This is a genomic window from Anaeromicrobium sp. (genome assembly GCF_025210435.1).
In the GTDB taxonomy this organism is placed as follows: domain Bacteria; phylum Bacillota; class Clostridia; order Peptostreptococcales; family Thermotaleaceae; genus Anaeromicrobium.
Genome location: NZ_JAOART010000032.1, coordinates 14,229 through 39,685, shown reverse-complemented (window position 1 = coordinate 39,685; position 25,457 = coordinate 14,229). Strand labels below are relative to the sequence as shown.

Here is a 25,457-nt window from a genome sequence, read left to right as displayed (position 1 = left end):
AAAATAGTATTTCCGAAGGTGAAAAAAACCATACTAAAAAAGCTCTGTCAAATTTGACAGAGCTTTTAAAAAAATTTTAAAAAATTATTTAACTAAGTTCATAAAGAATGTTATTATACCTGCATTGAAGAAATCTATAAATAAACTTCCTACTAGAGGGATAATGAAGAATGCTGCTGGAGCAGGTCCGTACTTAGATGAAATAGCTTCCATGTTTGCTATTGCATTTGGAGTAGCACCCATTCCGAAACCACAGTGACCACCAGCTAATACGGCAGCATCGTAGTTTCTACCCATTAAGTTAAATGTAACGAAGTATGCAAATGTAGCCATAAGTACTGCTTGAGCTACTAACATGGCAAGCATTGGGCCTGCAAGATCAGCTAATTGCCATAATTTTAATCCCATAAGAGCCATAGCCAAGAATAATGATAAAGATATGTTTCCAAGTATATCAATTTCTTCAGATGGTAATTTGTATGATTCCATTGCATCTGACATATTTCTCATGATAGCTGCTGCGAACATGGCACCTATATAAGGTGGGAATGTCATACCAGTTTTTTGTAATAAAGCTGATAATATTGTACCCAATCCCATAGCTATTATAATTTGCATTGCTGCAGAGAAGAAATTCTCTGGAATAAGTGTTGATGCCACCTTTTCAGTAGTGGAAACCTTTTCATCAGAGTCAAGCTTTTTAGATGTTTTAAGTAAATTGTTCTTCTCAATTAATCTCTTTGCAATTGGTCCTCCAAGCATACTACCACAAATAAGACCGAAAGTAGCTGAAGCCATGGCTACAGTAGTAGCACCACTTGCACCTGCATTTTCAAATAAAGGAGCAAATGCACCTGATGTTCCGTGTCCTCCAGTCATTGGAACAGAACCTGTAGAAAGACCTAATAATTGGTTAAGTCCGAAAACTTTAGCTAAACTAACACCAACCACGTTTTGAAGTGTAACTAGGATAGTTGCTAGTCCTAAGAACGCAAGAACTTGAACTCCACCCTTTTTTAATAATTTAAAACTAGCAGTAAAACCTACTGTAGTGAAGAATGCAGTCATTAGTACCTTTTTAAGAGTACCATCAAAGTTAAATTCTAAAATACCAGTTTGCTTTAAAACTAAAGAAAGTATTGCGAAAATAAGTCCACCTATAACAGGGGCAGGAATACAGAATTTTTCTAGAGCATTAACTCTTTTTCTTATAAACTGTCCTACAAGTAATACAACAACAGCTAGGGCCGTAGTTTGTATCATATCTAGTTCAAATATCATTTTGTCAACCTCCTTGAATTTTGTTATTTCTTATATTACTTATTATAATGGAAATATACGTAAAATAACAAAATCCTACACTTTCTGACATATAAAATTTAAATTATTCAATAGAAAGTGGGCATGTGAAAAAGTACATGCAATTATCTAAAAATTTAAATAAGACATTATTCCTTCGATGAACTTCTTTATATTAACCTTTCCACGACTTTGATTAGGATCCTTTATATGCAACATTTCCTGTTTCACTTGTTTGAAGTCAAATAATCTTGTGGAATATTCATTAAATTTTCCATTGTAGTAGTCGTCAATTCCTAATTGAGCTATACAATGGAGGGATTTTAGTATAGATCTTCTAATCCTTTGTTCTATTGATTTTGTGTTTATAGATTGACTATTTTCCTTATATTTTTCCTGGGATAGTTCTATGTATATATCCTGTAGCTGATATTTATTCCTAGAACCTCGCCTTTTGTGTTCGCAGATTATCTCTATAGTGCGAATGAGGTCCCTAGTGCCAGATTCACTAATTATTCCTAAATCTGTTAAGACACTAGAAATCTGTGTTTGTAAATCCAAAACAGCAGTAGGTCTTTGCTCTGTGGTATTAGAAAGAGCTCCTTTGATTATGGACAAAGTTTTTTCTAAGTTTATATGATTGCATATTTCCTTTAAGGTATAGTACATTTCTGTATAAGTTATGGGATTTCTTATGAAAAATCTGATACCAGATTTAAAGGATTTTGAAATAATATCTTCATCGTGTTCGTAGGAAAATAATACAAAAGTAATATTTTTTTCTTGTGAATGGACTTCTTGTACTATTTCTAAGGCATTTTTCTTACCTATATTATAATCAAGGATTACTAAATCAGGTTTATAAAATAGTATTTCTTCAGATGCATATTTGCCCTTTTGTAATATTTCAACAATATTTCCTAAAGTGTCATGGGTTATTACGGACTTTAAAAAATTAATAGTATTTATATTTTCTTGAATTATTAGAAATTTACAACTCATAAATGAACTCCTTTTTCCATTAAAATGTATTAACAATAGTAGTCTGTAAATGATATTATTACTATTATTGAACTTTGTCAAATAAAAAAGACATATATATAGGAAGGAATTTGGAATTTCATATGGATCTGCCATGTGGAAACTACCTTAATGTGAACCTACTTAAGGAAAACTTTGGATTTATATATACATATATTTTTCATATATGGACCTGCACCATATTAGATGAAACTAAATAATGTGGTTAGTATGAGGAAAAATATATTATAAGGGAGGTAGTACTATGGCAAAAAAGGGTCATATAAAGCGTGTATTTCCAGGAGGAAATACGGGAGATGGGTTTTATTCCTATTATGACCATATAATAGATGCATCTTCTAATAGAAAATATGTTATTAAAGGTGGACCTGGTGTTGGTAAATCATCTTTTATGAAGAAGATTGGATATGAGATGGTAGATTTAGGCTATGATGTGGAATTTCATCAGTGTTCTTCAGATAATAATTCCTTAGATGGTTTAGTTATTCCAAAATTGAAGGTTGCATTTTTAGATGGAACAGCACCACATGCTAGTGTTTCATAAAATTAAATTTCATATTCCTTAACATAGAATTTACAATTCCTTTATTTTGGCCTAACAATAGGATGTTAATTTATTAGTGTAGTAAGAAACGTTGAAAATAAAAGCTTTAAATAAAGGGAGGAAAATAAGAGATGAAAAAGGTAATAAGTTCAGTGTTAATAATAGGCCTTTTAATGGCTACACTAGTAGGTTGTGGATCTAAAAGGGAAGCAGTAGTTGAAAATAAAGAGGTAGAAGTAATAGGTTCTACTACAGTGACAGTTGTAGCCCAAAGTGTGGCAGATGAATTTGAAAAGGAAAATCCTAATATTAAGATAAATGTACAAGGAATAGGCTCATCAGCAGGGGTAAAGGCAGCCCATGATAAGAGTGCAGATATAGGTATGGCCTCAAGAGAATTGAAAGAAAAGGAAAAAGAATGGAACTTAACAGAGCATGTTATTGCATATGATGGAATTGCCCTTGTAACTAATCCTAAAAATAAAACTCAGTTAACAAAGGACCAAGTAAAGGACATATTTACAGGAAAGATTACTAATTGGAGTGAAGTTGGTGGGGCAGATGCTAACATTATCGTTGTAAGTAGAGAAGCAGGTTCTGGTACTAGAGGTGCCTTTGAAGAATTAACTAAGTTACAAGAAAAAAATGCAGAAGGTAAAAAAGTAAGTATAGTAAAGAAGGATGCCTTAGTAGCAGAAGGAAATGGAGCAGTAAAGGCAAATGTGGCTAGTAAGGAATACGCTATAGGATATGTTTCACTAGGATATGTAGATGAAAGTATATCAGTAGTGAATATAGATGGTGTAGAACCTTCTGTTGAAGCCATTAAAAGTGGAGCATATACCATATCTAGGCCGCTACTTATGTTAACTAATGGAGAGGTTAGTGAAGAAGTAAAAGCTTATTTAGACTATATGATGAGCCAAAAGGGGCAAGAAATAGTAGCTAAAAAGTATATACCCGTAACTAAATAGATAAAAGAAGGTTCAACTCTAAGGGGGTTGAATCTTTTTTGGTTAAAATTTAACGTAGATTTAATATTATTATATTATTATATTATCATAGTAGGTGGGTATTAATAATATAAAGGCGGTGAGAACATGAAAGAAAAAAATATACTAGTTGTGGATGATGAAATTCATATATTAGAACTTTTAAAATACAACTTAGAAAGTAATGGATTTTCAGTTGTTACTGCAGAAGATGGACAAGAGGCCATAGAAAAATTAGAGGAAAATATAGATTTAGTCCTTTTAGATGTAATGTTACCTATTTTAGATGGAATAGAAACTTTAAAAATAATTAAAGAAAAGAAAAAAAATCTTCCAGTCATAATGGTTACAGCTAAGGGGGAAGAAATTGATACGGTTATTGGACTTGAAGTGGGGGCTGATGATTATATAACAAAGCCCTTTAGGATTAGAGAGTTAATTGCTAGAATAAAAGCTGTCTTAAGAAGAAGTGAATCACAGGGTGAAAAGAAAGAAGAAACTGTGGAAATAACTATAGAAGATATTAAAATAAATGAAGAATCCCGTGAAGTTAGCATAAAGGATGAAAAAATAGATCTTCCAAAGAAGGAATTTGAATTATTACTATTATTAGTCAAAAATAAGGAGAAAGTATTTACAAGGGAAAGCCTTTTAGAAAAAATATGGGGTTATGATTATTATGGTGAAACTAGAACTGTAGATGTGCATATTAGAAATTTAAGAAAAAAGCTAGAAGGTAGCAAGGTTTCCTCTTATATTAAAACCTTAAGGGGAGTGGGATATAAACTTTCTGTGAAATAAAAAACTCTATTAAAGGTATAAACGCCTTTGATAGAGTTTTTTTGTTTAAAGTATTATAAAACTTAACAAAAACTTTACATTGAATTTAATATAACATAATAAAAGAAGTCTAAAATAAACTTAGGTTAAGAAAATAAAGGAGCTGATTAAAATGTCTGAGTTTATAGGCAGATTAGTAGATAGAAAAATAATAAAAGAAAAAAGGATTGGAATCAAAAGACAAGATATTATAGAATACGTGTTTACAAATATGTTTAAGTTTAGTGCCATAGTAAGTATTTTATGGATATTTATCATAAGTGGGTATATCTTTGTAGAAGGTCTACCAGCCATTTATGAAATTGGAATGAAAAGCTTCTTCCTAGGTGGAGAGTGGATGCCATCGGCAGATGTGTATGGAATATTTCCTATGATTATAGGGTCCATATTAGTAACCCTCTTGGCAATTTTAATAGGAGTTCCAATAGGAGTTTGTACAGCCATATATGTGGGAGAAGTAGGAAATAAGAAATATGCTAGAATAGTTGAAAACATAGTAGAGTTATTAAGTGCTATTCCATCTGTAGTATATGGATTTTTTGGTCTTATGGTCATAGTACCTTTAATTAATGATACATTAGGTGGTCCTGGAGGAGGAAATAGTTTACTAGCAGGGGGTATTGTACTAGGAATAATGATACTTCCAACTATAACACGTATTTCTGAAAGTAGTATAAAGGCAGTTCCAATGGCTTATAAAGAAGGTTCCCTTGCATTAGGAGCATCTTATATGGAAACTGTTTTTAAGGTTATACTTCCAGCTGCAAAATCAGGAATACTAACATCTGTAATATTAGGAATAGGAAGGGCAGTAGGAGAAACTATGGCAATAATCCTAGTGGCAGGAAATACACCTATTATTCCTAAATCCATAGTGGCACCTGTTCGTACACTAACTGCTAATATAGCCATAGAGATGGGGTATGCATTTGGGTTACATCAAGAGGCCCTATTTGCAACAGGAGCTGTACTTTTCATGTTTATAATGCTACTTAATTGTTTAATTACATTTACAGTATATAGGGGTGAAGCATAATGAAAAAAGTAAAAGATAGAATACTGAAAAATGTAGTAATTGGAGGAACTTTATTAACTAGTGCAATATTTCTTTTAATAATAGGATATATAGTATCAAAGGGTATTAGAGGAATAAATTTACATTTTATAAAGGATATTTTCCCAATGGTAATTAGTACTTGTTATATAATTTTGTCATCCATAAGTATATCTGTCCCAATAGGAATATGTGCTGCCATATATCTGGTAGAGTATGCGAAAGAAGGAAAACTTATTAAATTGATTAGATTTGCAGTAGAATCCTTAGCAGGTATACCATCCATAATATTTGGACTCTTTGGTATGATATTTTTCGTAACCTTTTTAAAGTTTGGATTTTCCATATTAGCAGGATCCATAACTTTAAGTATTATGGTATTACCTACCATAATAAGAACTTCAGAAGAAGCTTTAAAATCTGTACCTATGGCTTATAGGGAAGGATCCCTTGCATTAGGGGCAACTAAATTAACAACCATAAGAAAGGTAGTATTACCAAGTGCCATACCTGGAATTATGGGAGCTGTAATCTTGACCATAGGAAGAATTGTAGGAGAGACGGCGGCAGTATATTTAACAGCGGGAATGGTTCCTAGGGTGCCAGAGGGAATATTTAGTTCTGGAAGAAGTCTTTCTGTTCACTTGTATGTCTTGGCTAAAGAAGGTATTTCTTTTGAGGAATCCTTTGCTACGGCAACCCTATTAATAATACTAGTAGTTCTTATTAACCTAATGGCACATAGAATAACTAAAGTCTTTAAATATGCTAAGTAAAGGGAGGGATTTTATGAATACTAAATTTTCTATAAAAGATTTAAATTTACATTATGGTAGTTTCAAAGCATTAAAAAATATAACTATAGAAATTCCCAAGAATAAGGTAACAGCTTTAATTGGTCCTTCAGGCTGTGGAAAGTCTACTTTCTTAAAGACTTTAAACAGAATGAATGATTTAGTAAATAATGTGAAAATAGATGGAGAGATTTTATTAGAGGAAGAAAATATATATGATAATAATATTGATATTACAGATTTGAGAAAAAGGGTAGGTATGGTATTTCAAAAGTCTAATTTATTTCCAATGAGCATTTATGACAATATAGCATATGGACCTAGAATACATGGAATAACAAATAAAAAGGAATTAGATAAAATAGTAGAAAAATCCTTAAAAGGAGCGGCTATTTGGGATGAAGTAAAGAATAGATTAAACAAGAACGCATTAGGCCTATCAGGAGGACAACAACAACGTATTTGCATAGCCAGAGCTTTAGCTGTAGAACCTGATGTACTACTCATGGATGAACCCACATCTGCATTAGATCCTATTGCTACATTGAAGATAGAAGAACTTATTAAGGAATTGAAAAAAAATTATACCATAGTAATAGTTACTCACAACATGGCTCAAGCCGCAAGAATATCTGATAATACGGCATTCTTCTTAATGGGAGAATTGATGGAATATGGAGATACAAAGGAAGTATTTAATAACCCAACAAATGAAAAAACTAATGACTATGTTACTGGAAGATTTGGATAAAATCATTCTTCCAGTAACAGTTTTTTTTTATAAAGAATATCCTTTAATTTTAAATTTAAAATTAAAGGATATTCTGTTGTACATGAAAAGTAGGAACATCTATCGAGGCATGGACATAAAATAAAGTAATGTAATATAGGGAGGTAACATTATGGATGAAAATAAAGAACTTAATTCTTTTAGAAAAGATGCTACCCTTAAAACTATAATAATAAATGAAGAAGTATATAAGAATATAGATTTTGACAGATTAAAGATAGAAAAAGAGCTGGCAGAGGAGAATGTAGTTGTAGATGCGGGATTACCTGTAATTAGAAGAAATGATAGTATAATACCTGTGTGGGATTTAGAGAGGTACGCCTTTTTAATTAAGGATAAAATTCCTTATACTGCTAATCCAAAGCTTTGGGAACAAGGTAAGTTGAATTTAAATGCAGGTATATTTAAAGTTACAGATGATATATATCAAGTAAGGGGCTTTGACCTTGCTAATATGAGTTTAATTAAGGGAAGCACAGGTTGGATTATAATTGGATGTTTAACTTCAAAACAAACGGCAGAAGCTGCTATAAGTATAGTTAACGAATATTTTGGACATATTCCTATTAGTGCCATAATAATTACCCATTCCCATGTGGATCATTATGGAGGCGTCTTAGGTGTATTGGATAGTTGTACAGAAGATGATATAAAAGTATATGTACCGAGTGGATTTTCCGATGCGGTAATAGAGGAAAATGTTAATGCTGGAGTTGCCATGTCACGTCGTGGCATATATATGTATGGTGAGATATTGCCTCGAGACAAAAAAGGACAAATCGACTGTGGAATTGGGAAATATGCTTCTTTAGGAACATATACTCTTACAAAAAATGTTGAAGAAATAGCTTTAAAGGAAAAAGAAGAATATGTAGAGAAAACAATTGATGGAGTAACTATGCAATTTCAATTAACTCCAAATACGGAAGCACCAGCAGAAATGAATATATATATTCCAAGTAAAAAATCTTTATGTATTGCAGAAAACTGCACTGCAACCCTTCATAATATATACACATTAAGGGGGGCAAAGGTTAGGGATCCAGTTGCCTGGGCAAAGTATATACAACAGGCAATAGATTTATTTGGAAGTAGTCTAGAATCCGTATTTGAAGTCCACAACTGGCCTAGATATGGGACTAAGTACTGTATAGACTATTTAGAAAAACAAAGGGATTTATATCAATACATGAACGATCAAACCTTAAGATTGATAAATCAAGGATATACTATAGATGAGGTTGGAAGAATGGTTAAATTTCCAGAGACCTTAAGTGAAGAATGGTACAATAGTCCATTCTATGGAACGGTAAATCACAATGTAACGGCTATCTACCAACGGTATATGGGTTGGTATAATGGAAATCCAGTAGATTTAAATAAACTTCTTCCAGAAGATTCGGCGAAAAAATATGTAGAATATATGGGAGGAGAAGATTCTATTATAGAAAAGGCAAAGAAATCCTTTAAGAATGGAGAATATCAATGGGTGGCAGAAGTAACAAAACAAGTTATTTATGCAAATCCTAATAATAGGGATGCAAAGCTTTTGTGTGCTGATGCTTTAGAACAACTTGGATATATAGCCGAATCAGGACCTTGGAGGAATGAATATTTAATGGGAGCTTGGGAACTGCGTTTTGGCAAGATTCCAATGGCCGGTTCTTTTATAACGGATGATGTTTTAAATGCATTACCACTTGAGAACGTTTTGTATTTACTATCCATTAGAATAGATGGGTTAAAGGCTGGAGATTTTAATTATAAAATAAACTTCATAATTCCAGATAGAAAAGAAGTGGCATCTACTGAAGTTAAAAGAGGAATTTTTAGATATTTAAGCAATGAGCTTGCACAGTATGCTGATGTGACAGTTACCATGTCAAAGGACACATTATATGAACTAGCAACAACAAATAACAAGGCAGATAGTTCATCAATTATAGTAGAGGGAGACCTTTGTAAGTGGCTTATATTCTTATGGCTACAAGATAAAATTGATCCAGATTTCAATATAATGACACCAATAGAAAAATAAATTTATTTTAAAATATAAAACTGCTTCTAATTGTAAATGAAGCAGTTTTTATTTCTTATTCAATAGAATAAATAAAAAAAGTAAATAGAGATTAGGCATATTCAAAAAAAAATTAGTCATTTCACTGGTTATTTGAATTATTTTCTTCGTTATGGAATCGCTTACATATGTTCAATATGCTCGCTCACCATGCCTTGAAAATAATCCGAATCCCTCAGGAAATTGACTAGTTTATTTTTTTATATGCCTTAAATGAAACTTAAAAAATTAATAAATATGCATTTATAGTAGGGGAAAGAAGGAAATTTATGAGTATTTAATCTCTGTTTTTGATGAAAATTGCAAAAAAATTGTGATAAATTAAAATTTACTATTTACAAAATAGGGGCAGAAGTATATAATGAATTGCGGAAATGATAATAATTCTCATGTGTGGTAGCGTATGGAGATATTCCAATTACAATTGCCAAAAAACTTTATTTTAAGAATACTTTAGATTAGTCAGCTAAGAGGAGAAAAATAAGGGGGATTTGAAAATCCTCATTATTTATGCATTTATGTATTTAAATTTAAGGAGTGATATGGTGCAAAATTTTAAAATGAAATATAAGCTAATAACAATGTTTATAGTTACAGGACTAATACCAATAATATTAATATCTGGATTTTTTTACTATACTATCAAAGAGGACGTAATAAATGAAAATAAAGTAAATGAAGTAGCCCTTGGGCATGTAGATAAAAATGGAGATTCTCCTATAGTAGAGGAATCAGAAGGTCTATTACTATTAAAGAGGATGGAGAATATGATGGCTATAATTATACCTTCATCATTAATATTTGGTCTTATTATAACATTTTTAATGGCAAAGCATATACAATCACCAATGATACAAGTATCTAAAGCAGCAAATTTAGTTGCTAACTTAGACATTAGAGAAGATTTGAATATAAAATTAACTAATAGGAAAGATGAGATTGGTGAAATAGGACGAGGAGTTCAATCTATAACAGATAACCTAAGAATAATCTTAAAAGAAATAGAAGATACTTCTTTTAAAGTAATCCAATCATCTAAAGAACTATCAAATTCGTCACAGGAAACTTCATCAATGTCAGAAGAAATTGCTAAAACTATAGAAGGTATTGCAGCTAATGCAAATAGTCAAGCGGAAGATACTCAAATGGGTACAGAAAATGCATCTATCTTGGGGAGTATTGTAAGTATGAATCAAAGTTATTTAGATGGATTAAATAGGAGTTCTAATCAGATAGATAAAAATGTAGAAGAAGGATTAGAGGCATTAAATGATTTAGTTCAAAAAACTGAAGCTACAAGGGAAGCAGCACAGGATATACATAATGCTAGTATAGAAGCTAATAAGAGTTCCACAAAAATAGGAGCAGCTAGTGCCGTTATTGCTCAAATAGCAGAACAAACTAATTTATTAGCATTAAATGCTGCCATAGAAGCAGCTCGTGCAGGAGAACATGGTAAGGGATTTGCTGTAGTGGCAGAAGAAATTAGAAAATTAGCAGAACAGTCTACAAGTTCTACTAAAGAAATAGATAATGTAATAAAGGAGCTTATGATTAAGTTTGAAATTGTTTCAGAATCAGTTGAAGTTGTAAATGAAATAGTTAAAGACCAATCTGAAAGTGTGAAAAATATAGAAGAAAGATATGGAAAAATAACATGTGGGGTGAAAAGTTCTAAAGAAGCAATTGGGGGATTAAATGATTCGGGGCAGACCTTAGAAGGTGGAAAAAATACAATTTTAACTATAATGGATAACTTAGTTATTATAGCGGAAGAAAATGCCACTTCAATGGAGGAAGCGTCTGCATCTATAGAAGAGCAAAGTACATCAGTACAAGGAATGGCAATCTCTAGTTCAGAGTTATCACAATGGGCACATAAATTAGAAAATCTTTTAAATAAATTTGAAATTTAATAAATTAGTAAGGCAATTTTACTGGGAAGAATTATATTTAAAATGGCTGGGTTCTATGAACTTAGCCATTTTTCTTATGGTTATAAATTTTTATATTTTCTTAACAATATGGAAATCATTTTTTTTAGGTGACTTTTTTGTCTTTTGGTTTCTTCTAGGACAAAATGTATCTTTAATATAATTTATGAGGGGGATTATATGAAAGATATAAAATATATAGTAGTGGATAAATATGGTGAAGAAGTATGTATGGAAGAAGTATTTGCTAAAATTTTAGAAAAGATAGAGAGAGAAAAGATGGGAGAGTCAGAGTGATTTTATGGATAGGGTTGCCATATATTGTAGATTAAGTGATGAAGATGATCGTAAACTTGGCCTATTTAGTGAAAGTATAGAGAATCAGAAAAAACTATTAATTAAATATGCTACAGAGAAAAATTGGTCAATATATAAAATTTACATAGATGATGACTATTCGGGACTTAATGACCATAGACCTAATTTTATTAGAATGATCCAAGAGGGGAAGGACGGAAATTTTGATATAATCCTTTGCAAGCATCAATCGAGATTTTCTAGAAATATAGAGACTATAGAAAAATATCTTCACAATAAATTCATACAGTGGAATATAAGATTTGTAAGTGTGACTGATAATGTGGATACAAGGGATAAAAAAAATAAAAAGACAAGGCAAATAAATAGTTTAATGAATGAATGGTATTCACAGGATATTAGTGAAGCCATTAAAGCAACACTACAAGTAAAACAAAGAGATGGTAAATTCATAGGAGCATTTGCGCCATTTGGGTACAAAAAGGATATGAATGATAAGAATAAGTTAATAATCGATGGGGAGGCAGCCCAGATCGTTAAAAACATATTTAACTTATATATGGAAGGGAATAGTACAAATGGCATTGCAAAAATATTGAACAAAAAAAACATATTGACTCCTAGTAGGTATAAAATAAAATGTGGATATAATTATAGAAAATCTTCACAGATTAGTAAGTGGAATAAAACTACTGTAAAAAGGATTTTGAGAAATGAAGTATATATAGGTAATATGGTTCAGGGAAAACGAAAGAAAATTAATTATAAGAATACTAAAGTGATAAATATACCAAAAGAGAACTGGGTAGTAGTAAAAAATGTCCATGAATCTATAATAGATAAAAAACATTTTCAACTTGTACAAAAAAAGTTAGATAATAAAAGTAGAATAACTAAGAATGGCAAGAGTCACATACTTTTTTCAAAGGTAATATGTGGTGAATGTGGTGGAAAGCTAACATATGTTAAGGTTGCTGAAAAAGAATATTTAAGGTGCTTAACTGAAAGGAAAAGTACTAGTATAAGGGTAGATATGTTAAAAAAAATAATAATAGATAGGATAAATTTCCATCTAAGAGAGAAAATAGACAAGGATAAGCTTTTTTATATTTTAAATAATAATGATAAAGTAAAATCAGAACTTAGAGTATTAGAAAAAAAATACAATAATTTCATATGTCAATTAAATAAAATTAATATTAATTTAAAAAGATTATATATGGATAAAGTAGAGGAAAAAATAGATGAAATGGAATTTCATATTATAAAAGAAGAAATCATGGCTGACAGAAAAAATCTATTGGCCCATGTGAAGAATATTCAATGGGAGATTAAGAAAAATAAATGTGAAAAGAAAAATCATAATATAATTTTCAATGAAGAAATTAAAATGTTAGACCACTTTATAATAAATGAATTAATAGATTATATAAAAATATATAAAATAGACAAAGAAAATAAAAAACAGGTAATAGAAATTAAATGGGAATTTAAAGGGCTATGAATTTTCATAGCCCTTTAAACTTATTCCCTTTCTAATAACCAGTTAGCTAATTTGGGAGCAATTTCCTTTTGCGATTTGGAACTAACGTACATGCCTATATGCCCTACAGAGAAAGAAGCCAGTTCCTTATCTGTACTTGAAACTAAATCATTTAATGCTGAACTAGAACTAGGTGGGACCAAATGATCGTACTCAGCGTAAATATTTAAAAGGGGCATGGTTATATTTTTAAGGTCAACTTTTTTATCTCCAATTTCTAGTGTACCCTTTACCAATTTATTATCCTTATAAAGGTCATTGACAAATTGTCTTAAGGTTTCTCCAACTTGGCCAGGGCTATCAAATATCCATTTTTCCATTCTTATGAAATTAGTCATAATATCAGGTTTATGAATATTATCTACAAGATTTACATATTTGTCTAACATCAATTGGAATGGCTTTAACATTAAATAGCCACTATTCATCATGTCTCCTGGTAATACGCCATAGGCATCTACCATATTATCTATGTTTAAGTGTTTTCCCCACTTAAAAAGTAGGCCTTCATCCACATCAAAATCTATAGGAGTTACCATGGTAACTAAATTTTTAACTTTTTCTGGATATAAGGCAGAATAAATACTAGAGAAGGTACCTCCCTGACAAATGCCCATAAGATTTACTTTATCCACATTATTAGTTTTTAATATATGATCTACTGCATTATTAATGTATCCATTAATATAATCGTCCATAGTTAGATACATATCCTCTTGTTTTGGATATCCCCAATCTATAATGTATAGATCTAATCCACTTTGAAGAAGTTTCTTAATGACACTTCTGTCAGGTTGAATATCCATCATATATTGGCGATTTACTAGAGCGTAAACTATTAATGTGGGTGTTTTACTAACCTGCTTACCCTGAGGTTTATAATGATATAACTTCATTTTATCTTCTGTATAAGATATATCTTTAGGTGTAGAATCAGATTCTAGATCTTTTATGTCCATCATGTATTTTACACCCTTTGATAGTTTTTTGTTTATTTCAATAAATTCATCAATAGATTTCTCCATGTCTATATTTAAATAAGGGAACATACTTTGACCTCCTAATTTTCCTAAGTTATTAATCTATTTTCTTAGATAACTCTCTTACTTGCTTTTTCAAGTCGTAAACAGTTTTATATAAACTATTTAAGTCACTTTTTAATGGAAATGGTAAAAAGCTAAATTGTTGTTCTAACAGATTATCGAAATCCTTTTTAAAGGTAGCTCCTGAATCTACTACATGGGCTAATAATTTAGCAAAATCGTCCGTATTAAATAAGTTATTATAGGCTTCTTCGTTTTTTCTCCACCAGTATTCATAAAATTCTCTAAAGGATTGTGGCTCCTTATTTTCTTTAATTATATTTAAAGATTCAGAGACGATATTCTCCATTGTTTCATAGGCTACTTTGTATAAGGTAGAAGTAAATTCATTTGTAGTATTAATGTAGTTAATATAAGATTCCATACTTTTTAGATTTACTTCAAAATAATTGCGATTAAGACCTAGAGTAGGCATATCAAAGAACTTGCCAAAGCTTCTTTCATAGTTCTCTTTCCAAAGTCTTGTAAACTCCACAAAGGAGTTGGCATCACCCATAAGAGTTTTTGTGTAAAGTTCATTAAGTGGGGCAGAACTGTCAGTCCAAGGCTTAAAGAAGTTATTAGCATTAGCCATGTGTGACTTGTAAATATCTATACTATCCCTATAAAGTTTTTGAACTTTTTGTGGTAATACGGGAGAAAAAGTAGTACCTACCATATCTAAATATTCCTTTTTCCAAGAATCCATGAAAGAATTCATATCAAATGGATTAGTACCCATGGTCTTATCCTGAAAATCTTTCCACATATTAAATAAAGTGCCATAGGAGTTAATATTTGAGAATACTTTGTCATAAGTGCTATAAACTGGATTCTCTTTGGAAAATCCCATCATATTTTCAAAGAACTTAGAGTTAACTTCGTTCCATTTATTCATCATTTCTAAAGAAGAATCAATAAAATTAGGATCTTTTGAAATTTCTTTTTCTGTAACAGAAGGTGCTACAGCATTTTTCCACATGTCAAATATTTTCTTTTGAGAGTCAAATACATTTTCCATAAAATTTTCATAGTGTTTTTGTGTATACATGAGAATCCCCCTTTGTAATGTTCACATTTTTTTTACTACGGCACTGCCGCTTACTACTTTAGTACCATCTGATTTAAATATATTAGTTTCTAGTGTTAAAAGTCGCTTGTCTTCTCTTTTGTCAACAACAGTAACGGTGGCAGTGATAGTATCGTTAATATAAACCGGTGCTAAAAACTTTAAGGTTTGAGACAAATAAAGGGTATTAGCCCCTGGCAATTTAGTACCCAGTACAGATGAAATTAAAGAACTAGTCAACATCCCATGGGCAATTTTTTTCTTAAAGATACTTTTAGATGCGAAATCTTCATCTAGATGTATTGGGTTAAAATCACCTGATACTTGTGCAAAAGTGGAAATGTCATCCTCTGAAATAGTTTTAGTTAAGCTATCATTAAGTCCTATGGTTATCTCTTCATATTTTATGTCTTTTATCAATTGTGCGTCCTCCTTTATAATGATGGATAAATTTTTAAATTGCTTTTTTACTCACATTTTGAATAATATGCTCAAGAGTCAATTTAAATTACTAATTTTAAAAAAATAATTTCTTAAAAAATATTAAGAAATAAAAGAATCATTAATAAAATTTAGCTAACTCTTTCAGTTCACATTTTCAATAATATGCACTAAGGGTAGTTTAAATTACTACTTTTTGGAAAAAATATTTATCTTAAAGAAATTTTAAGAAATAAGAATTAGTTTAAAGATACATCAGGTCATGTTGTTGACCCCATATATCCTGGTGCATACGACGAAATTTTAAATTTCGGAGAGTTTTGGAATCGTAATAAGTTAGAAGAAAGTAAAGAAGAAATTATTAAAATGACTAAATTTATTGGGGAGAGCTTTAAAAGAGCCTACAAGTTTTTTAAAGCTGCTAAAATATTAAGGGATGATCTAGAATATATCTATGACAAATCTACTGATGAATTTAAATTATTAGAGGAAATTGAACTTATTAAAAATGAAATATTAAAAGATAAAAATGGGAATGGCCAGATGGGCAAGATTAGACATTTATTTGGAAGTGCATTAAGTCCTAAGGGATTAATAGATTATTACAATACTATAATAGAAAATAAACATAAAATATATTATATAAATAGTAAAAGTGTGAATAAATCTTCATACTTCATGGAAAAAATAGTAGGAGAAGCCATAGGAAAATCCTATGATGTGGAAGTGTATCATGAGCCCTTAGATGAAAAAAGGATAGAAACGATCATAATACCAAAACTAAATATTGCCATGACTTCCCATATTAAATATAAGGAAAATCATTTTAAGAAAATTGATATTATGATTTACATGGATAAAAAAATATTGAAGGATGAAGATGGAAAGATTAAAGAAGATAATGAACTAATAGGAAGTCTTTTAAATAAAGGTATTAAATGTATAGAAAAAGCTAAAGAAAAACATGATCGATTAGAAGAATTTTACGTTTCTAATGTGGATTTTAAAAAAATAGATATGCTAAAGGATATAATAATAAAAGACATACTAAAGTACAAAGGAAAGTAGAATTCTTGTTAGTGGTTGACAACAATCTAAACTTATAGTATTGTTAACAAGAAAGGTGATTTAACTATACTGAAAAGTCTAGTTACTTTTCCAAAGGAACAAAGATTAAGAATAGGGAATCAAGAAAAAGGCTCTTGAGTTATCTTTTCGATGTTTGTATAGGGGTCGTCTTTTAATTATTGATTTTAGGAGGAAGCAACATGAAAAAAGGTATTGTAAAATGGTTTAACGCTGAAAAAGGATTTGGATTTATCTCAGTAGAAGGAGAAGACGATGTATTCGTACATTTCTCAGCTATTCAAACTGATGGATATAAGAGCTTAGAAGAAGGTCAAGAAGTAGAATTCGAAGTAGTTGAAGGACAAAAAGGACCTCAAGCTGCAAACGTAATTAAACTTTAATTAAAATGAAAAAATAATAAGACATAATAAGGGTAATACTACCTTTATTATGTCTTTTTTAATTTTATATGCCTTAGGCATATTCAAAAAATAAATTAGTCATTCCACTGGTTATTCCTTATGATATTATTTCATCATAGGAAAGGGATAAAAGCAGTTCTAAATCATCTGTGGAATTAACTCCACCTTGGCAAATATGATTGTTTCCTCCGCCATTTATAGTCATTTTACTTCTCAAATTATTCACTATGTCCTTCATGTTAATGTTAGAAATATTTTTAGAGGCAGCAAGGATAAATTGTGCTTTGTCCTTTTTAGTTCCCAATAGGGCTATTACATCAGCCTTAGAACATAAATTAAGTGCTAGTGTACGGAGGTTTTGAAAATCCCTATCTTCAAAGGTTTTCTTTAATATTTTATAATTTCCTTTGGAAATACATTCATTATATAATTTTTCTCCTTCGTAAAATATTAATTCAGATTGAAGTTTATTTATTTCTTTTTTATTAGAATTATTCACATTATATATTCTCTCCACAGCCTCATATACTTGAGAATCCTTTATTGATAAAAGGGTAGAAAGACTGTTTATTTGATTGTTTTTAATAAGATAGTCATTATAGGCCCTATTACCACAAACAAATTCTAGCCTCGTTTTTCCTCGTGTCTTTTCATAGGTTTTTATTTTTATTAATCCAACTTCACCAGTTCTATCAACATGAGTACCACCACAAGGGGAATGATCAAAAGAATCAATACTAACTACACGAATATCTTCATCTACAGAAGGGGTTTTTCTAAGGGGTAACTCTTTTAAGGTATCTGAATCAGGATAAAATTGATTTATGGTTAAATTGGCAAAAACTATTTCGTTGGCCAGTTGTTCTATTCTTTGTATATGTTTATCTTTTAAGTTTTGAGTAGTAACGTCTATGGTAGTGTAATCTTTACTCAAATGAAAACCCACAGTTTTACCGCCGTATAATTTGTCTACACATGCAGATAGAATATGTTGACCTGTATGCTGTTGCATAAAGTCGAATCTTCTAGACCAGTCTATAGAACAGTTTAATTCATCTTTTTTTGATGGTAAACTATCCACAACATGATATACTTTATCCTTTTGTGTATACACATAGTTTACTGACACACCTTCAATAAATCCCATATCAGAAGGTTGTCCACCTCCCTCTGGATAAAAGGCCGTTTTGTCTAATACTAGGTGAAAAGAGTCCTTTTCTTCTTTAATTTCCACAATATTAGCAGTAAAGTTTTTTAAATATGTATTTTCGTAATATAGTTTTTTACACAAAGTTATCACTCCTATTGAAAGTTTATTAGATTAGAGTTAAAAGTTTTAAATGTTCACCTTGTAACCCTAATCTATAATTTTTCTCGAATAATTATGAATTCTATAATAAAATAGAATATCCTGTTAATTAGTATTAACTATTTTATAATTTTCGTCATTTATTGATGAAAATTCACCAAAAAAATCTACTGGTAAAAGGAGAGTAGATGTTTTTTTGTCAGTTGATATATATTTATTTGAGTTTTCATCCCAAATATAATTTTCTGTTGAGGAACTTTTTCCTAAAAATTCAAATTTGTCTGAAGAGGGAAATACATCACTAAGGGCCAGATAAGATTCTATAGTAGTTCTAGTTGTGATACTTTTGTCAGAAGGGAAATCTACAAAACTAACTTTAATATTTTTTTTCCATTTATTCTTAGGTTCATCTGGATCTACCCAATTTAAATTGTATATTTCCTCTGAATAGGTGGTTTTTCTAAACAATTCTTTGAAACTACCATCATTAAATCCCCAAAGTTCTAAAAATTCATCATAGTAAAAGGCGCCTAGGCGTTCATCAAGTTTTTGATGACTAATAATTAGATTATAATCCCTATGGGGGTATGGTCTGAATTCTAGACCTTTTACAGGGAGTATATCCTCAATACTGTACATATAAACATATTCACCATTAACTTTATTGTAAATAGCCATAACACTTACATCTTTAGATAGATTTAAAACTACTATTAGATTTGAGTTATTTGGAACAACCTTGTTCTCATATAATTTTAATTCTATGTATTCTTCATAGGGAAGCCATTTTGAGTAGTTTAAATTTTTTAGGGTCGTGTTTATGATCTTTTTTCTACTGTCATTTTTCATATTAATATCATTTGAATTATAATTATCTACCGTATCCATAGAGATTTTTAAATCATCTACAATATAAGATTTGAAAGTGGAAATATAAGGGTTAGAAGTAGGTATCATGTACAAACCTATTAAAAAAAATGAAAAACATATTATTATTAGAAAAATAAATATGCGATATAACATAAAATCACCTCTCATAAATTATATGTACTAATCATTGAGAAAAACACAAATTTAGACATGCTGAATAAAATAAATTAAGAGGTATTCTTATGAGGAGGAGTTTTTACATGAACTTAGTGGAAAAAATATATGAAGGAATAAAAGAGTTTATAGATTTATTCATAACTAAATATGAATACGAAAATAGAGGAATGATAAAAAAAATTAGAATAGATAGTAGATTGAATCTAAATATAGAAGAAGAAAAGTGGAGTAGATTATTTTTATATAAGTCCTGTTATAATTATTGTGCCAAAATAATTATGTTAAGATATCTAGAGGATAATAAATTAACTTATGTAAAAATGAATAAAAATGGTTTTGGTAAATGGAAAGAGTTTGTAAAGAATATATCTGAAAGGTTTAGTTTACTCTATAATGTGGCCATAATGGATCTACAAGAAGATAAGAATAACAAAATACGAAATATATTTAAAAGTAGTGAATATGATTTATTTAAGGTAGATGATGAATTGGCTAGTCTATTGTATAAAAAATTTTCAGAGGTTGATTTTTCTAATTTGAAAGAAAAGGATATATGTAGCATTTTTAGAAAAATATATTCACTAGAAAAAAGGGAAGAATTGAATTTAGAGAAATTTTATAAAAGGGCTCCAGCATTTTTCTATTTACTTAGATTAGAAGAAAATGAAAGAATATTATAAAGTAAGAAAATAGGTTATTGATTATGGGACCCATAGGATGGTCCCATAATTATTAAATAAGTTCATTGTAAAATATTATAATCTGTTATATATTTAGAAGGAACAGGTTAATAAAAGGAGAGAAATAATTATGAATAATATAAAAGATAGAGTTGAAGAAAAATTATTTAAATTTATATCTGAAGAAAAATATAAAGAGCATATGGAAAAGTCAAAGAAATTATTTTACGAAGAAATTAGTAAAAATAACGTAAGTGATAGCTTTATCATGAATTTTACAGATTGGATTTTACATAATTATAAATTAGATAATAAAAAGAATTTCATAGAAGAATTTTTAGAAAATCATAAAAGTTTAAATGAAAAAGAGATAGGATATTTAGAAAGTAAGTTAAATTCATACTTAAGTATATATGAATTAGTTAGTTTAAAGGAGAAAGTGGGAACTTTTAAAGATATATTTACTAATGAGGAAATATCAATTAATATAGATGAAGAAGAATTTAAGGTAAGGGATTTGATATTTGTAAGGATAATGGACCTAGAGGGTGAAAAAATCCCTTGTTCAGATACGATTTATATACCAAGTATGTTTAAAACAGTTATTGAAAAAAATATTAAAACCTATTATGACGAATACAAAAGCAAAAGGGAATTTTCAGACATGGTAGACTTTTTAAGAAATCATCCCATGGTATTGTATAAGCATGTGTCAATTGTGGAAGATGTACTAGAAAAGGAAATGGAAAAAAGTGAAGATTACGATGTATGGCAAAGTGTATATTTGTTTCAAGATAGGAAGAAACTAATGGATGAAATAGATAAAAGTGAAAAATTTGTTATTGATTTTTGTGATGAAGAGGAAGTTTCATATAATTTAATGGAAGAGAATGAAGTATTAGCTAAAATACTTATTGAAAGTAATAAATTGGAAGTAGAGTGCAATTCTCAAGTAATGAGAGATGAAGTGAAAAAAATAATTCAATCTACTTTGGGCAAATCTGTACATCATTATAAGGATGAAATTGTAAAATTTGAAGATTTAATATAAAAGTAGATAAATATACTATTACATAGGGGGGATTGAATTTTGAAAAAGTGGGAGTATAAAATAATAAACTTAAAATCAAAGGGCGTAACTAATTTAGTATTAAGCAAAGATGATGAGGATAAATTAAATGAATTAGGTGAAGATGGATGGCAATTAGTCAGTTCTGTTCCTACAGTCAATGGTAGAACTATCTGTTGTATGTTAATGAAAGAAAAGGAATGAATGAAAAATGAAATTGACAGATGAGAATAATAGGTATAAAATTATTAATAAAAATTCGTTTTTGACTTTAAAGGGGGCAAAAAAAAAAGTATGGAAATTTCATTATCAGACCTGGTAGACTCGTGTAGTGATGACATTTACCTGGAAATGAAGAGTCCGAATGAAGAGAAATCTCAAAATTTAAAGTTCTTAAAGGAACTCAAGGATCTTCTCATGAAATATGGTAAATCTACAAGGGAAGTAGATTATATAATAAGTGAATTAGAAGGTAAAGCTACACATGAAAATGTTATAAGCATGTTTGATATAGACGAGGATAAAATTCTTGAGTATATTAAAAAACATCCATACTTCAAAAATCCATGTGATTATCCTATCAGGTTAATTACTATTATGAAATATCTAAAGAAAAAGGGAATTCCTACTAACTACAGGGACATGGATTTAATAGTAGAAAAGATTATATTAAAAATGGATGGAGTAAAAAAGGTTGGAGATGGCATGTATTTAAGCAATAATTAAGGTACAGTTTAGTTAAACTGTATCTTTTTTTTATAGATTTCGTATTTATAAACCAGCTTTGTGTGTGCCTATTTCAGGAAACTATTGAAAATCTTTTCCACCCAAGTCCTTGTCACAAGCGAAAGTGTGAATCTTCGTATATAGGTTCATGTGTCATGTTCAAGTAGCATAGGATGTTGTGACGTTCCAGGGTTCCAAAGATTTTCAATCGTTTCCCTTATAGGCAAGTTACTGTATAAAGAAAACTTAGTGTTACGAAAATTATATGCCTTAAAAAAGGGGAAAGGTTTTTTTTGTAGAAAATATTAATGTGCAGACTAATCTGAATTTTTTTACTTTCTAGCAGACTATAGGATAAGGTGGATAATTATGGGTGAATTTGAGGGGAAAAAAGAAAGAATAAAAAACATAATAGGTGTAAATAAAAGAACAGTTCTACTGCTTATTGTTACCTTAAGCATATTGGTGTGTGCGGGTACATTAAAGGATATGGGTTTTAATTACTTTGCCAGAAAAGAGATATTTTTATACTTAAAGAAGATGCAGCCTATTGAAAAGGAATTTTACAATCTTATGGATAGTTTTATGGAAGATAGTATGAAAAAGGGAAAGGATAATGAAATATATTCAATTGAAATTAAAAGAATTCTACAAAGGGCATATGGGGAAAGTTCTAATAGGTATACTAGGAAAAATTACGAATTATTTATAAGGGAAATAGAAAAGGGAAAAGAATTAATAGATTATGGCCATAAAGAAGGGGAAAGGGATAAAATTAGGGTTTATATGGAAAATTACTTTTTAGTGGGTGAAAGTCGTAATAAGAATTTAATAGATATTTTCGAAAAATACGGTATATCATATATTCATATGGATGGGAAAATAATATATGAGACAAAATAATTCATAATTAATTTTCTTGGGGAATATTGGTTTTATGTGAGCCTACTTCAGGAAAATATATTGAAAATTTTTTCCATTGAAGTCCCTGTAACAATCGAAAGTGTGAATTTAAAAACTAGGTTCATAACTCATGTTGAATTAGCATAGGATGTTGTGACGTTCCACAATTTCAAAAATTTTCAATATATTTTCCCTTGTAGGCAAGTTACTACATAAAGAAAGCTTAGTGTTACGAAATCTATAGAATATTAGATTTATAATCTAAAACAGGGGGATAAAATGGGAAATAGGGTAGAAGAATTAATAGAAGAACTTATGGAAGTGAATAATAATTTTTATGGAAATATATCTGTAATGGATGTGTTTTTTAAAATATTTATAAAGAAATATGGAAAGGGAGCACTTGTTAATATAGAACCAAATATAAAAGAGAAAGAAATGCTTTTAAAGGATGAAGTATTAAATATGGAAATAACATCCTTTAGTAGGTTGTATGAAAATTATATTTCTTTATTTAATAAACATAAGACAGGTAGTTTTTATACACCAGAGTATATTTTAAAGTATATGATAAGAGAATCTTTAATAAAATATGTAAGTTTGAATATTAAATTAGATATAAATGTTGTAGAAAAAATACTAGAAAAGAAAGAAACAAATTTGGTAGACGAGACTGTGTTAAAAAGTATACTGAGTAGCTTAGATAATATAAAAATAATAGATGTGGCCTGTGGAACAGGTTTATTTTTAATAGAAGCATATAAAAGTATATATAAGTATAAGGTTATTTTATATAAAGCTTTAAATATGAAAATAGACCCAGGGGTGAAGGCCTATATATTAGAAGAAAATATATATGGAATAGATATTCAAAGGGATCCTGTTTTAGTATGTAGAATGTGTTTAACTTCCTTAGGTTGGACAGGGGAAGAATTGAATATAAAAGAAAATATAATAAGGGGTAATAGTTTAATAGAAGAAACCTATAATAGGCCTAAAATTAAAAAAATATTAGAAGAAGGAGGGTTTCATATAGTTATAGGAAATCCTCCTTATTTAGGAGAAAAGGGAAATAAAGATATATTTAGAAGGATAAGGGAAACTTCCTTTGGAAGGGAGTTTTATGAGTCTAAAATGGATTACTTTTATTATTTCATATATAAGGGAATTCATATGCTTAATAAAGATGGAATACTTACTTTTATAACTACAAGTTACTTTTCAACAGCAGATGGAGCCATGAAGTTGAGAAGTTTTTTAAAAGAAAATGTGTCTTTTTTTCATATATTAAACTTAAATGATTATGAAATTTTCAAAAATGCAAAGGGACAACATAATTTAATATACTTCATGAAAAGAGGTAGGAGTAAAGAAAAAATCAAATTAACATGTATTAGAGATAAAAATATAGATATAGTAAAATATCTAAAGAGAAAAGGAAACAATAAATATACAGAAGAATTTATACTAGAAAACCAAGGTAAATTGTATGGGGAAAATAATCATATATTCATACAAGGTCATGTGGCAGGAGATAGTATATTGGATAAATTAGAAAAAAATAAGGATTGTAATTTAGGAGAAAAATTTAACATAAATCAAGGTATTGTAACAGGACTAGATAAAGTAACTAAGGGAGTGTTGAACAATAAATTTACAAAGGAAGAAATTGTGAGTAAAAATATTAAATTAGGAGAAGGGGTATTTGTCATTACAAAAGAAGAAATGAAAAAGCTAGGACTAGAAAAAAATATACATATAAAAAAGTTATATAAAAATAGTAATATAGGCAGATATGTTACAAAAGGAGAAAGTGGTAAATATATTTTCTATTTTAATGGTTATTTAGAGGATGATAGATTTTATGATAAGGAAGTTAAAAAGCATTTATGTAGATTTAAAATAGCCCTTGAGAAAAGACGTGAAGTTATAAATGGTACAAAACCTTGGTACTCTATACAATGGCCAAGGAGGGAAGACTTGTTTTTACATGAGAAAATATTAGTGCCTCAAAGGGCAAAAAAAAATACCTTTGCCTTTGAAGGATTACCCTGGTATGCTAGTGCAGATGTATATTATATTACTAAAAAATCTTCCCTTATAAATTGGAAATTCATATTAGGTCAATTAAATTCTAAGTTAATATATTATTGGTTATATTACTTAGGAAAGCGAAAGGGCCAGTATTTAGAACTATATTCCACTCCCCTTAAAAATGTACCCATTAAAACAAGCTGGAGAGGCCATGAGGAAATAAGTAATCTTGTGGGGAAGATTATACAAGGAGGATCAGAGGAAGAGTATCAAAGGTTTATAGATGAAAGAATATATGAAATGTATGGATTAAACGATGATGAAATAAGAAGGGTTGAAAGGGTATACAATGAAAATTGTATCGCTTCAATTGTCTAAGAT

Annotated in this window: 24 protein-coding genes; 17 read left to right on the top strand and 7 right to left on the bottom strand. The window is 29.6% G+C overall.

The window, feature by feature from the left end; all coding sequences use genetic code 11:
- Window positions 1–84: 84 nt before the first annotated feature.
- Window positions 85–1,281 (bottom strand): sodium/glutamate symporter, encoded by a 1,197-nt coding sequence (gene gltS / locus N4A57_RS03750; protein WP_293656237.1) that lies wholly within the window; start codon window positions 1,279–1,281, stop codon window positions 85–87.
- 147 nt (window positions 1,282–1,428) lie between these two features.
- Entirely contained in the window at window positions 1,429–2,301 is an 873-nt protein-coding gene (locus N4A57_RS03745) for a response regulator (RefSeq protein WP_293656236.1), read from the bottom strand.
- Window positions 2,302–2,584: 283 nt separating this feature from the next.
- Here N4A57_RS03745 and N4A57_RS03740 point away from each other — a divergent pair, with 283 nt between their 5' ends.
- From N4A57_RS03740 to N4A57_RS03700, 9 genes are all read left to right on the top strand, one after another.
- Window positions 2,585–2,884: an ATPase gene (locus N4A57_RS03740; protein ID WP_293656234.1), complete on the top strand. Its 300-nt coding sequence runs from the start codon at window positions 2,585–2,587 to the stop codon at window positions 2,882–2,884.
- A gap of 131 nt (window positions 2,885–3,015) precedes the next feature.
- Window positions 3,016–3,858: a phosphate ABC transporter substrate-binding protein gene (locus N4A57_RS03735; RefSeq protein WP_293656233.1), complete on the top strand. Its 843-nt coding sequence runs from the start codon at window positions 3,016–3,018 to the stop codon at window positions 3,856–3,858.
- A 126-nt stretch (window positions 3,859–3,984) separates the two neighbouring features.
- Window positions 3,985–4,677 (top strand): response regulator, encoded by a 693-nt coding sequence (locus tag N4A57_RS03730; RefSeq protein ID WP_293656232.1) that lies wholly within the window; start codon window positions 3,985–3,987, stop codon window positions 4,675–4,677.
- 151 nt (window positions 4,678–4,828) lie between these two features.
- A complete protein-coding gene (pstC, locus tag N4A57_RS03725) occupies window positions 4,829–5,752 on the top strand; it encodes a phosphate ABC transporter permease subunit PstC (protein ID WP_293656231.1) in 924 nt (307 codons plus the stop codon).
- Entirely contained in the window at window positions 5,752–6,546 is a 795-nt protein-coding gene (gene pstA / locus N4A57_RS03720; RefSeq protein WP_293656230.1) for a phosphate ABC transporter permease PstA, read from the top strand. The genes pstC and pstA overlap by 1 nt, the downstream gene beginning before the upstream one ends.
- Before the next feature lie 13 nt (window positions 6,547–6,559).
- Window positions 6,560–7,315 carry a phosphate ABC transporter ATP-binding protein PstB gene (gene pstB, locus N4A57_RS03715; protein WP_293656229.1) on the top strand — a complete coding sequence of 252 codons (756 nt, stop codon included), beginning with the start codon at window positions 6,560–6,562 and terminating at the stop codon, window positions 7,313–7,315.
- Between the two features lie 151 nt (window positions 7,316–7,466).
- A complete protein-coding gene (locus N4A57_RS03710; RefSeq protein WP_293656228.1) occupies window positions 7,467–9,392 on the top strand; it encodes an alkyl/aryl-sulfatase in 1,926 nt (641 codons plus the stop codon).
- 599 nt (window positions 9,393–9,991) lie between these two features.
- Window positions 9,992–11,347 (top strand): methyl-accepting chemotaxis protein, encoded by a 1,356-nt coding sequence (locus N4A57_RS03705; RefSeq protein ID WP_293656226.1) that lies wholly within the window; start codon window positions 9,992–9,994, stop codon window positions 11,345–11,347.
- A 319-nt stretch (window positions 11,348–11,666) separates the two neighbouring features.
- Window positions 11,667–13,187, top strand: coding sequence for a recombinase family protein (locus N4A57_RS03700; protein ID WP_293656225.1), 1,521 nt, complete (start codon window positions 11,667–11,669; stop codon window positions 13,185–13,187).
- Window positions 13,188–13,207: 20 nt separating this feature from the next.
- On the opposite strand, the gene phaC is transcribed toward N4A57_RS03700, so the two are convergent.
- From phaC to N4A57_RS03685, 3 genes are read right to left on the bottom strand one after another with little or no spacing between them, the layout of a single operon-like run.
- Window positions 13,208–14,275 carry a class III poly(R)-hydroxyalkanoic acid synthase subunit PhaC gene (gene phaC / locus N4A57_RS03695; protein ID WP_293656224.1) on the bottom strand — a complete coding sequence of 356 codons (1,068 nt, stop codon included), beginning with the start codon at window positions 14,273–14,275 and terminating at the stop codon, window positions 13,208–13,210.
- A gap of 28 nt (window positions 14,276–14,303) precedes the next feature.
- Entirely contained in the window at window positions 14,304–15,359 is a 1,056-nt protein-coding gene (locus tag N4A57_RS03690; RefSeq protein ID WP_293656223.1) for a poly(R)-hydroxyalkanoic acid synthase subunit PhaE, read from the bottom strand.
- A gap of 21 nt (window positions 15,360–15,380) precedes the next feature.
- A complete protein-coding gene (locus N4A57_RS03685; protein ID WP_293656221.1) occupies window positions 15,381–15,797 on the bottom strand; it encodes a MaoC family dehydratase in 417 nt (138 codons plus the stop codon).
- Between the two features lie 387 nt (window positions 15,798–16,184).
- On the opposite strand from N4A57_RS03685, the gene N4A57_RS03680 reads away from it, so the two are divergent.
- Together N4A57_RS03680 and N4A57_RS03675 are read left to right on the top strand one after the other, a co-directional pair.
- Window positions 16,185–16,886 carry a hypothetical protein gene (locus N4A57_RS03680; RefSeq protein WP_293656220.1) on the top strand — a complete coding sequence of 234 codons (702 nt, stop codon included), beginning with the start codon at window positions 16,185–16,187 and terminating at the stop codon, window positions 16,884–16,886.
- 200 nt (window positions 16,887–17,086) lie between these two features.
- Entirely contained in the window at window positions 17,087–17,287 is a 201-nt protein-coding gene (locus N4A57_RS03675) for a cold-shock protein (RefSeq protein ID WP_293656219.1), read from the top strand.
- Between the two features lie 118 nt (window positions 17,288–17,405).
- Here the strand turns inward: N4A57_RS03675 and N4A57_RS03670 are convergent, their stop codons facing one another.
- Window positions 17,406–18,599: an alanyl-tRNA editing protein gene (locus N4A57_RS03670; protein WP_293656218.1), complete on the bottom strand. Its 1,194-nt coding sequence runs from the start codon at window positions 18,597–18,599 to the stop codon at window positions 17,406–17,408.
- Between the two features lie 123 nt (window positions 18,600–18,722).
- Window positions 18,723–19,574, bottom strand: coding sequence for a hypothetical protein (locus N4A57_RS03665; RefSeq protein WP_293656217.1), 852 nt, complete (start codon window positions 19,572–19,574; stop codon window positions 18,723–18,725).
- 173 nt (window positions 19,575–19,747) lie between these two features.
- On the opposite strand from N4A57_RS03665, the gene N4A57_RS03660 reads away from it, so the two are divergent.
- The 6 genes from N4A57_RS03660 (at window position 19,748) to N4A57_RS03635 (ending at window position 25,454) form a co-directional block, all read left to right on the top strand.
- The gene (locus tag N4A57_RS03660; protein ID WP_293656216.1) at window positions 19,748–20,344 is read left to right on the top strand and encodes a hypothetical protein; all 597 of its coding nucleotides are present in this window, start codon (window positions 19,748–19,750) and stop codon (window positions 20,342–20,344) included.
- Window positions 20,345–20,474: 130 nt separating this feature from the next.
- Entirely contained in the window at window positions 20,475–21,395 is a 921-nt protein-coding gene (locus N4A57_RS03655; RefSeq protein ID WP_293656215.1) for a hypothetical protein, read from the top strand.
- A 39-nt stretch (window positions 21,396–21,434) separates the two neighbouring features.
- Entirely contained in the window at window positions 21,435–21,617 is a 183-nt protein-coding gene (locus N4A57_RS03650; RefSeq protein WP_293656214.1) for a DUF4177 domain-containing protein, read from the top strand.
- A 90-nt stretch (window positions 21,618–21,707) separates the two neighbouring features.
- Window positions 21,708–22,139 (top strand): hypothetical protein, encoded by a 432-nt coding sequence (locus N4A57_RS03645; protein WP_293656213.1) that lies wholly within the window; start codon window positions 21,708–21,710, stop codon window positions 22,137–22,139.
- Window positions 22,140–22,508: 369 nt separating this feature from the next.
- Window positions 22,509–23,042 (top strand): hypothetical protein, encoded by a 534-nt coding sequence (locus tag N4A57_RS03640; protein ID WP_293656212.1) that lies wholly within the window; start codon window positions 22,509–22,511, stop codon window positions 23,040–23,042.
- Window positions 23,043–23,321: 279 nt separating this feature from the next.
- Window positions 23,322–25,454 (top strand): Eco57I restriction-modification methylase domain-containing protein, encoded by a 2,133-nt coding sequence (locus tag N4A57_RS03635; protein ID WP_293656211.1) that lies wholly within the window; start codon window positions 23,322–23,324, stop codon window positions 25,452–25,454.
- Window positions 25,455–25,457 lie beyond the last annotated feature (3 nt).

What these genes read in the sequence shown, in the direction of transcription:
- gltS (WP_293656237.1), bottom strand. Translation starts at nt 1,281, where the DNA reads ATGATATTTGAACTAGATATGATACAAACTACGGCCCTAGCTGTTGTT.
- N4A57_RS03745 (WP_293656236.1), bottom strand. Translation starts at nt 2,301, where the DNA reads ATGAGTTGTAAATTTCTAATAATTCAAGAAAATATAAATACTATTAAT.
- N4A57_RS03740 (WP_293656234.1), top strand. Translation starts at nt 2,585, where the DNA reads ATGGCAAAAAAGGGTCATATAAAGCGTGTATTTCCAGGAGGAAATACG.
- N4A57_RS03735 (WP_293656233.1), top strand. Translation starts at nt 3,016, where the DNA reads ATGAAAAAGGTAATAAGTTCAGTGTTAATAATAGGCCTTTTAATGGCT.
- N4A57_RS03730 (WP_293656232.1), top strand. Translation starts at nt 3,985, where the DNA reads ATGAAAGAAAAAAATATACTAGTTGTGGATGATGAAATTCATATATTA.
- pstC (WP_293656231.1), top strand. Translation starts at nt 4,829, where the DNA reads ATGTCTGAGTTTATAGGCAGATTAGTAGATAGAAAAATAATAAAAGAA.
- pstA (WP_293656230.1), top strand. Translation starts at nt 5,752, where the DNA reads ATGAAAAAAGTAAAAGATAGAATACTGAAAAATGTAGTAATTGGAGGA.
- pstB (WP_293656229.1), top strand. Translation starts at nt 6,560, where the DNA reads ATGAATACTAAATTTTCTATAAAAGATTTAAATTTACATTATGGTAGT.
- N4A57_RS03710 (WP_293656228.1), top strand. Translation starts at nt 7,467, where the DNA reads ATGGATGAAAATAAAGAACTTAATTCTTTTAGAAAAGATGCTACCCTT.
- N4A57_RS03705 (WP_293656226.1), top strand. Translation starts at nt 9,992, where the DNA reads ATGAAATATAAGCTAATAACAATGTTTATAGTTACAGGACTAATACCA.
- N4A57_RS03700 (WP_293656225.1), top strand. Translation starts at nt 11,667, where the DNA reads ATGGATAGGGTTGCCATATATTGTAGATTAAGTGATGAAGATGATCGT.
- phaC (WP_293656224.1), bottom strand. Translation starts at nt 14,275, where the DNA reads ATGTTCCCTTATTTAAATATAGACATGGAGAAATCTATTGATGAATTT.
- N4A57_RS03690 (WP_293656223.1), bottom strand. Translation starts at nt 15,359, where the DNA reads ATGTATACACAAAAACACTATGAAAATTTTATGGAAAATGTATTTGAC.
- N4A57_RS03680 (WP_293656220.1), top strand. Translation starts at nt 16,185, where the DNA reads ATGACTAAATTTATTGGGGAGAGCTTTAAAAGAGCCTACAAGTTTTTT.
- N4A57_RS03675 (WP_293656219.1), top strand. Translation starts at nt 17,087, where the DNA reads ATGAAAAAAGGTATTGTAAAATGGTTTAACGCTGAAAAAGGATTTGGA.
- N4A57_RS03665 (WP_293656217.1), bottom strand. Translation starts at nt 19,574, where the DNA reads ATGATACCTACTTCTAACCCTTATATTTCCACTTTCAAATCTTATATT.
- N4A57_RS03660 (WP_293656216.1), top strand. Translation starts at nt 19,748, where the DNA reads ATGAACTTAGTGGAAAAAATATATGAAGGAATAAAAGAGTTTATAGAT.
- N4A57_RS03655 (WP_293656215.1), top strand. Translation starts at nt 20,475, where the DNA reads ATGAATAATATAAAAGATAGAGTTGAAGAAAAATTATTTAAATTTATA.
- N4A57_RS03645 (WP_293656213.1), top strand. Translation starts at nt 21,708, where the DNA reads ATGGAAATTTCATTATCAGACCTGGTAGACTCGTGTAGTGATGACATT.
- N4A57_RS03640 (WP_293656212.1), top strand. Translation starts at nt 22,509, where the DNA reads ATGGGTGAATTTGAGGGGAAAAAAGAAAGAATAAAAAACATAATAGGT.
- N4A57_RS03635 (WP_293656211.1), top strand. Translation starts at nt 23,322, where the DNA reads ATGGGAAATAGGGTAGAAGAATTAATAGAAGAACTTATGGAAGTGAAT.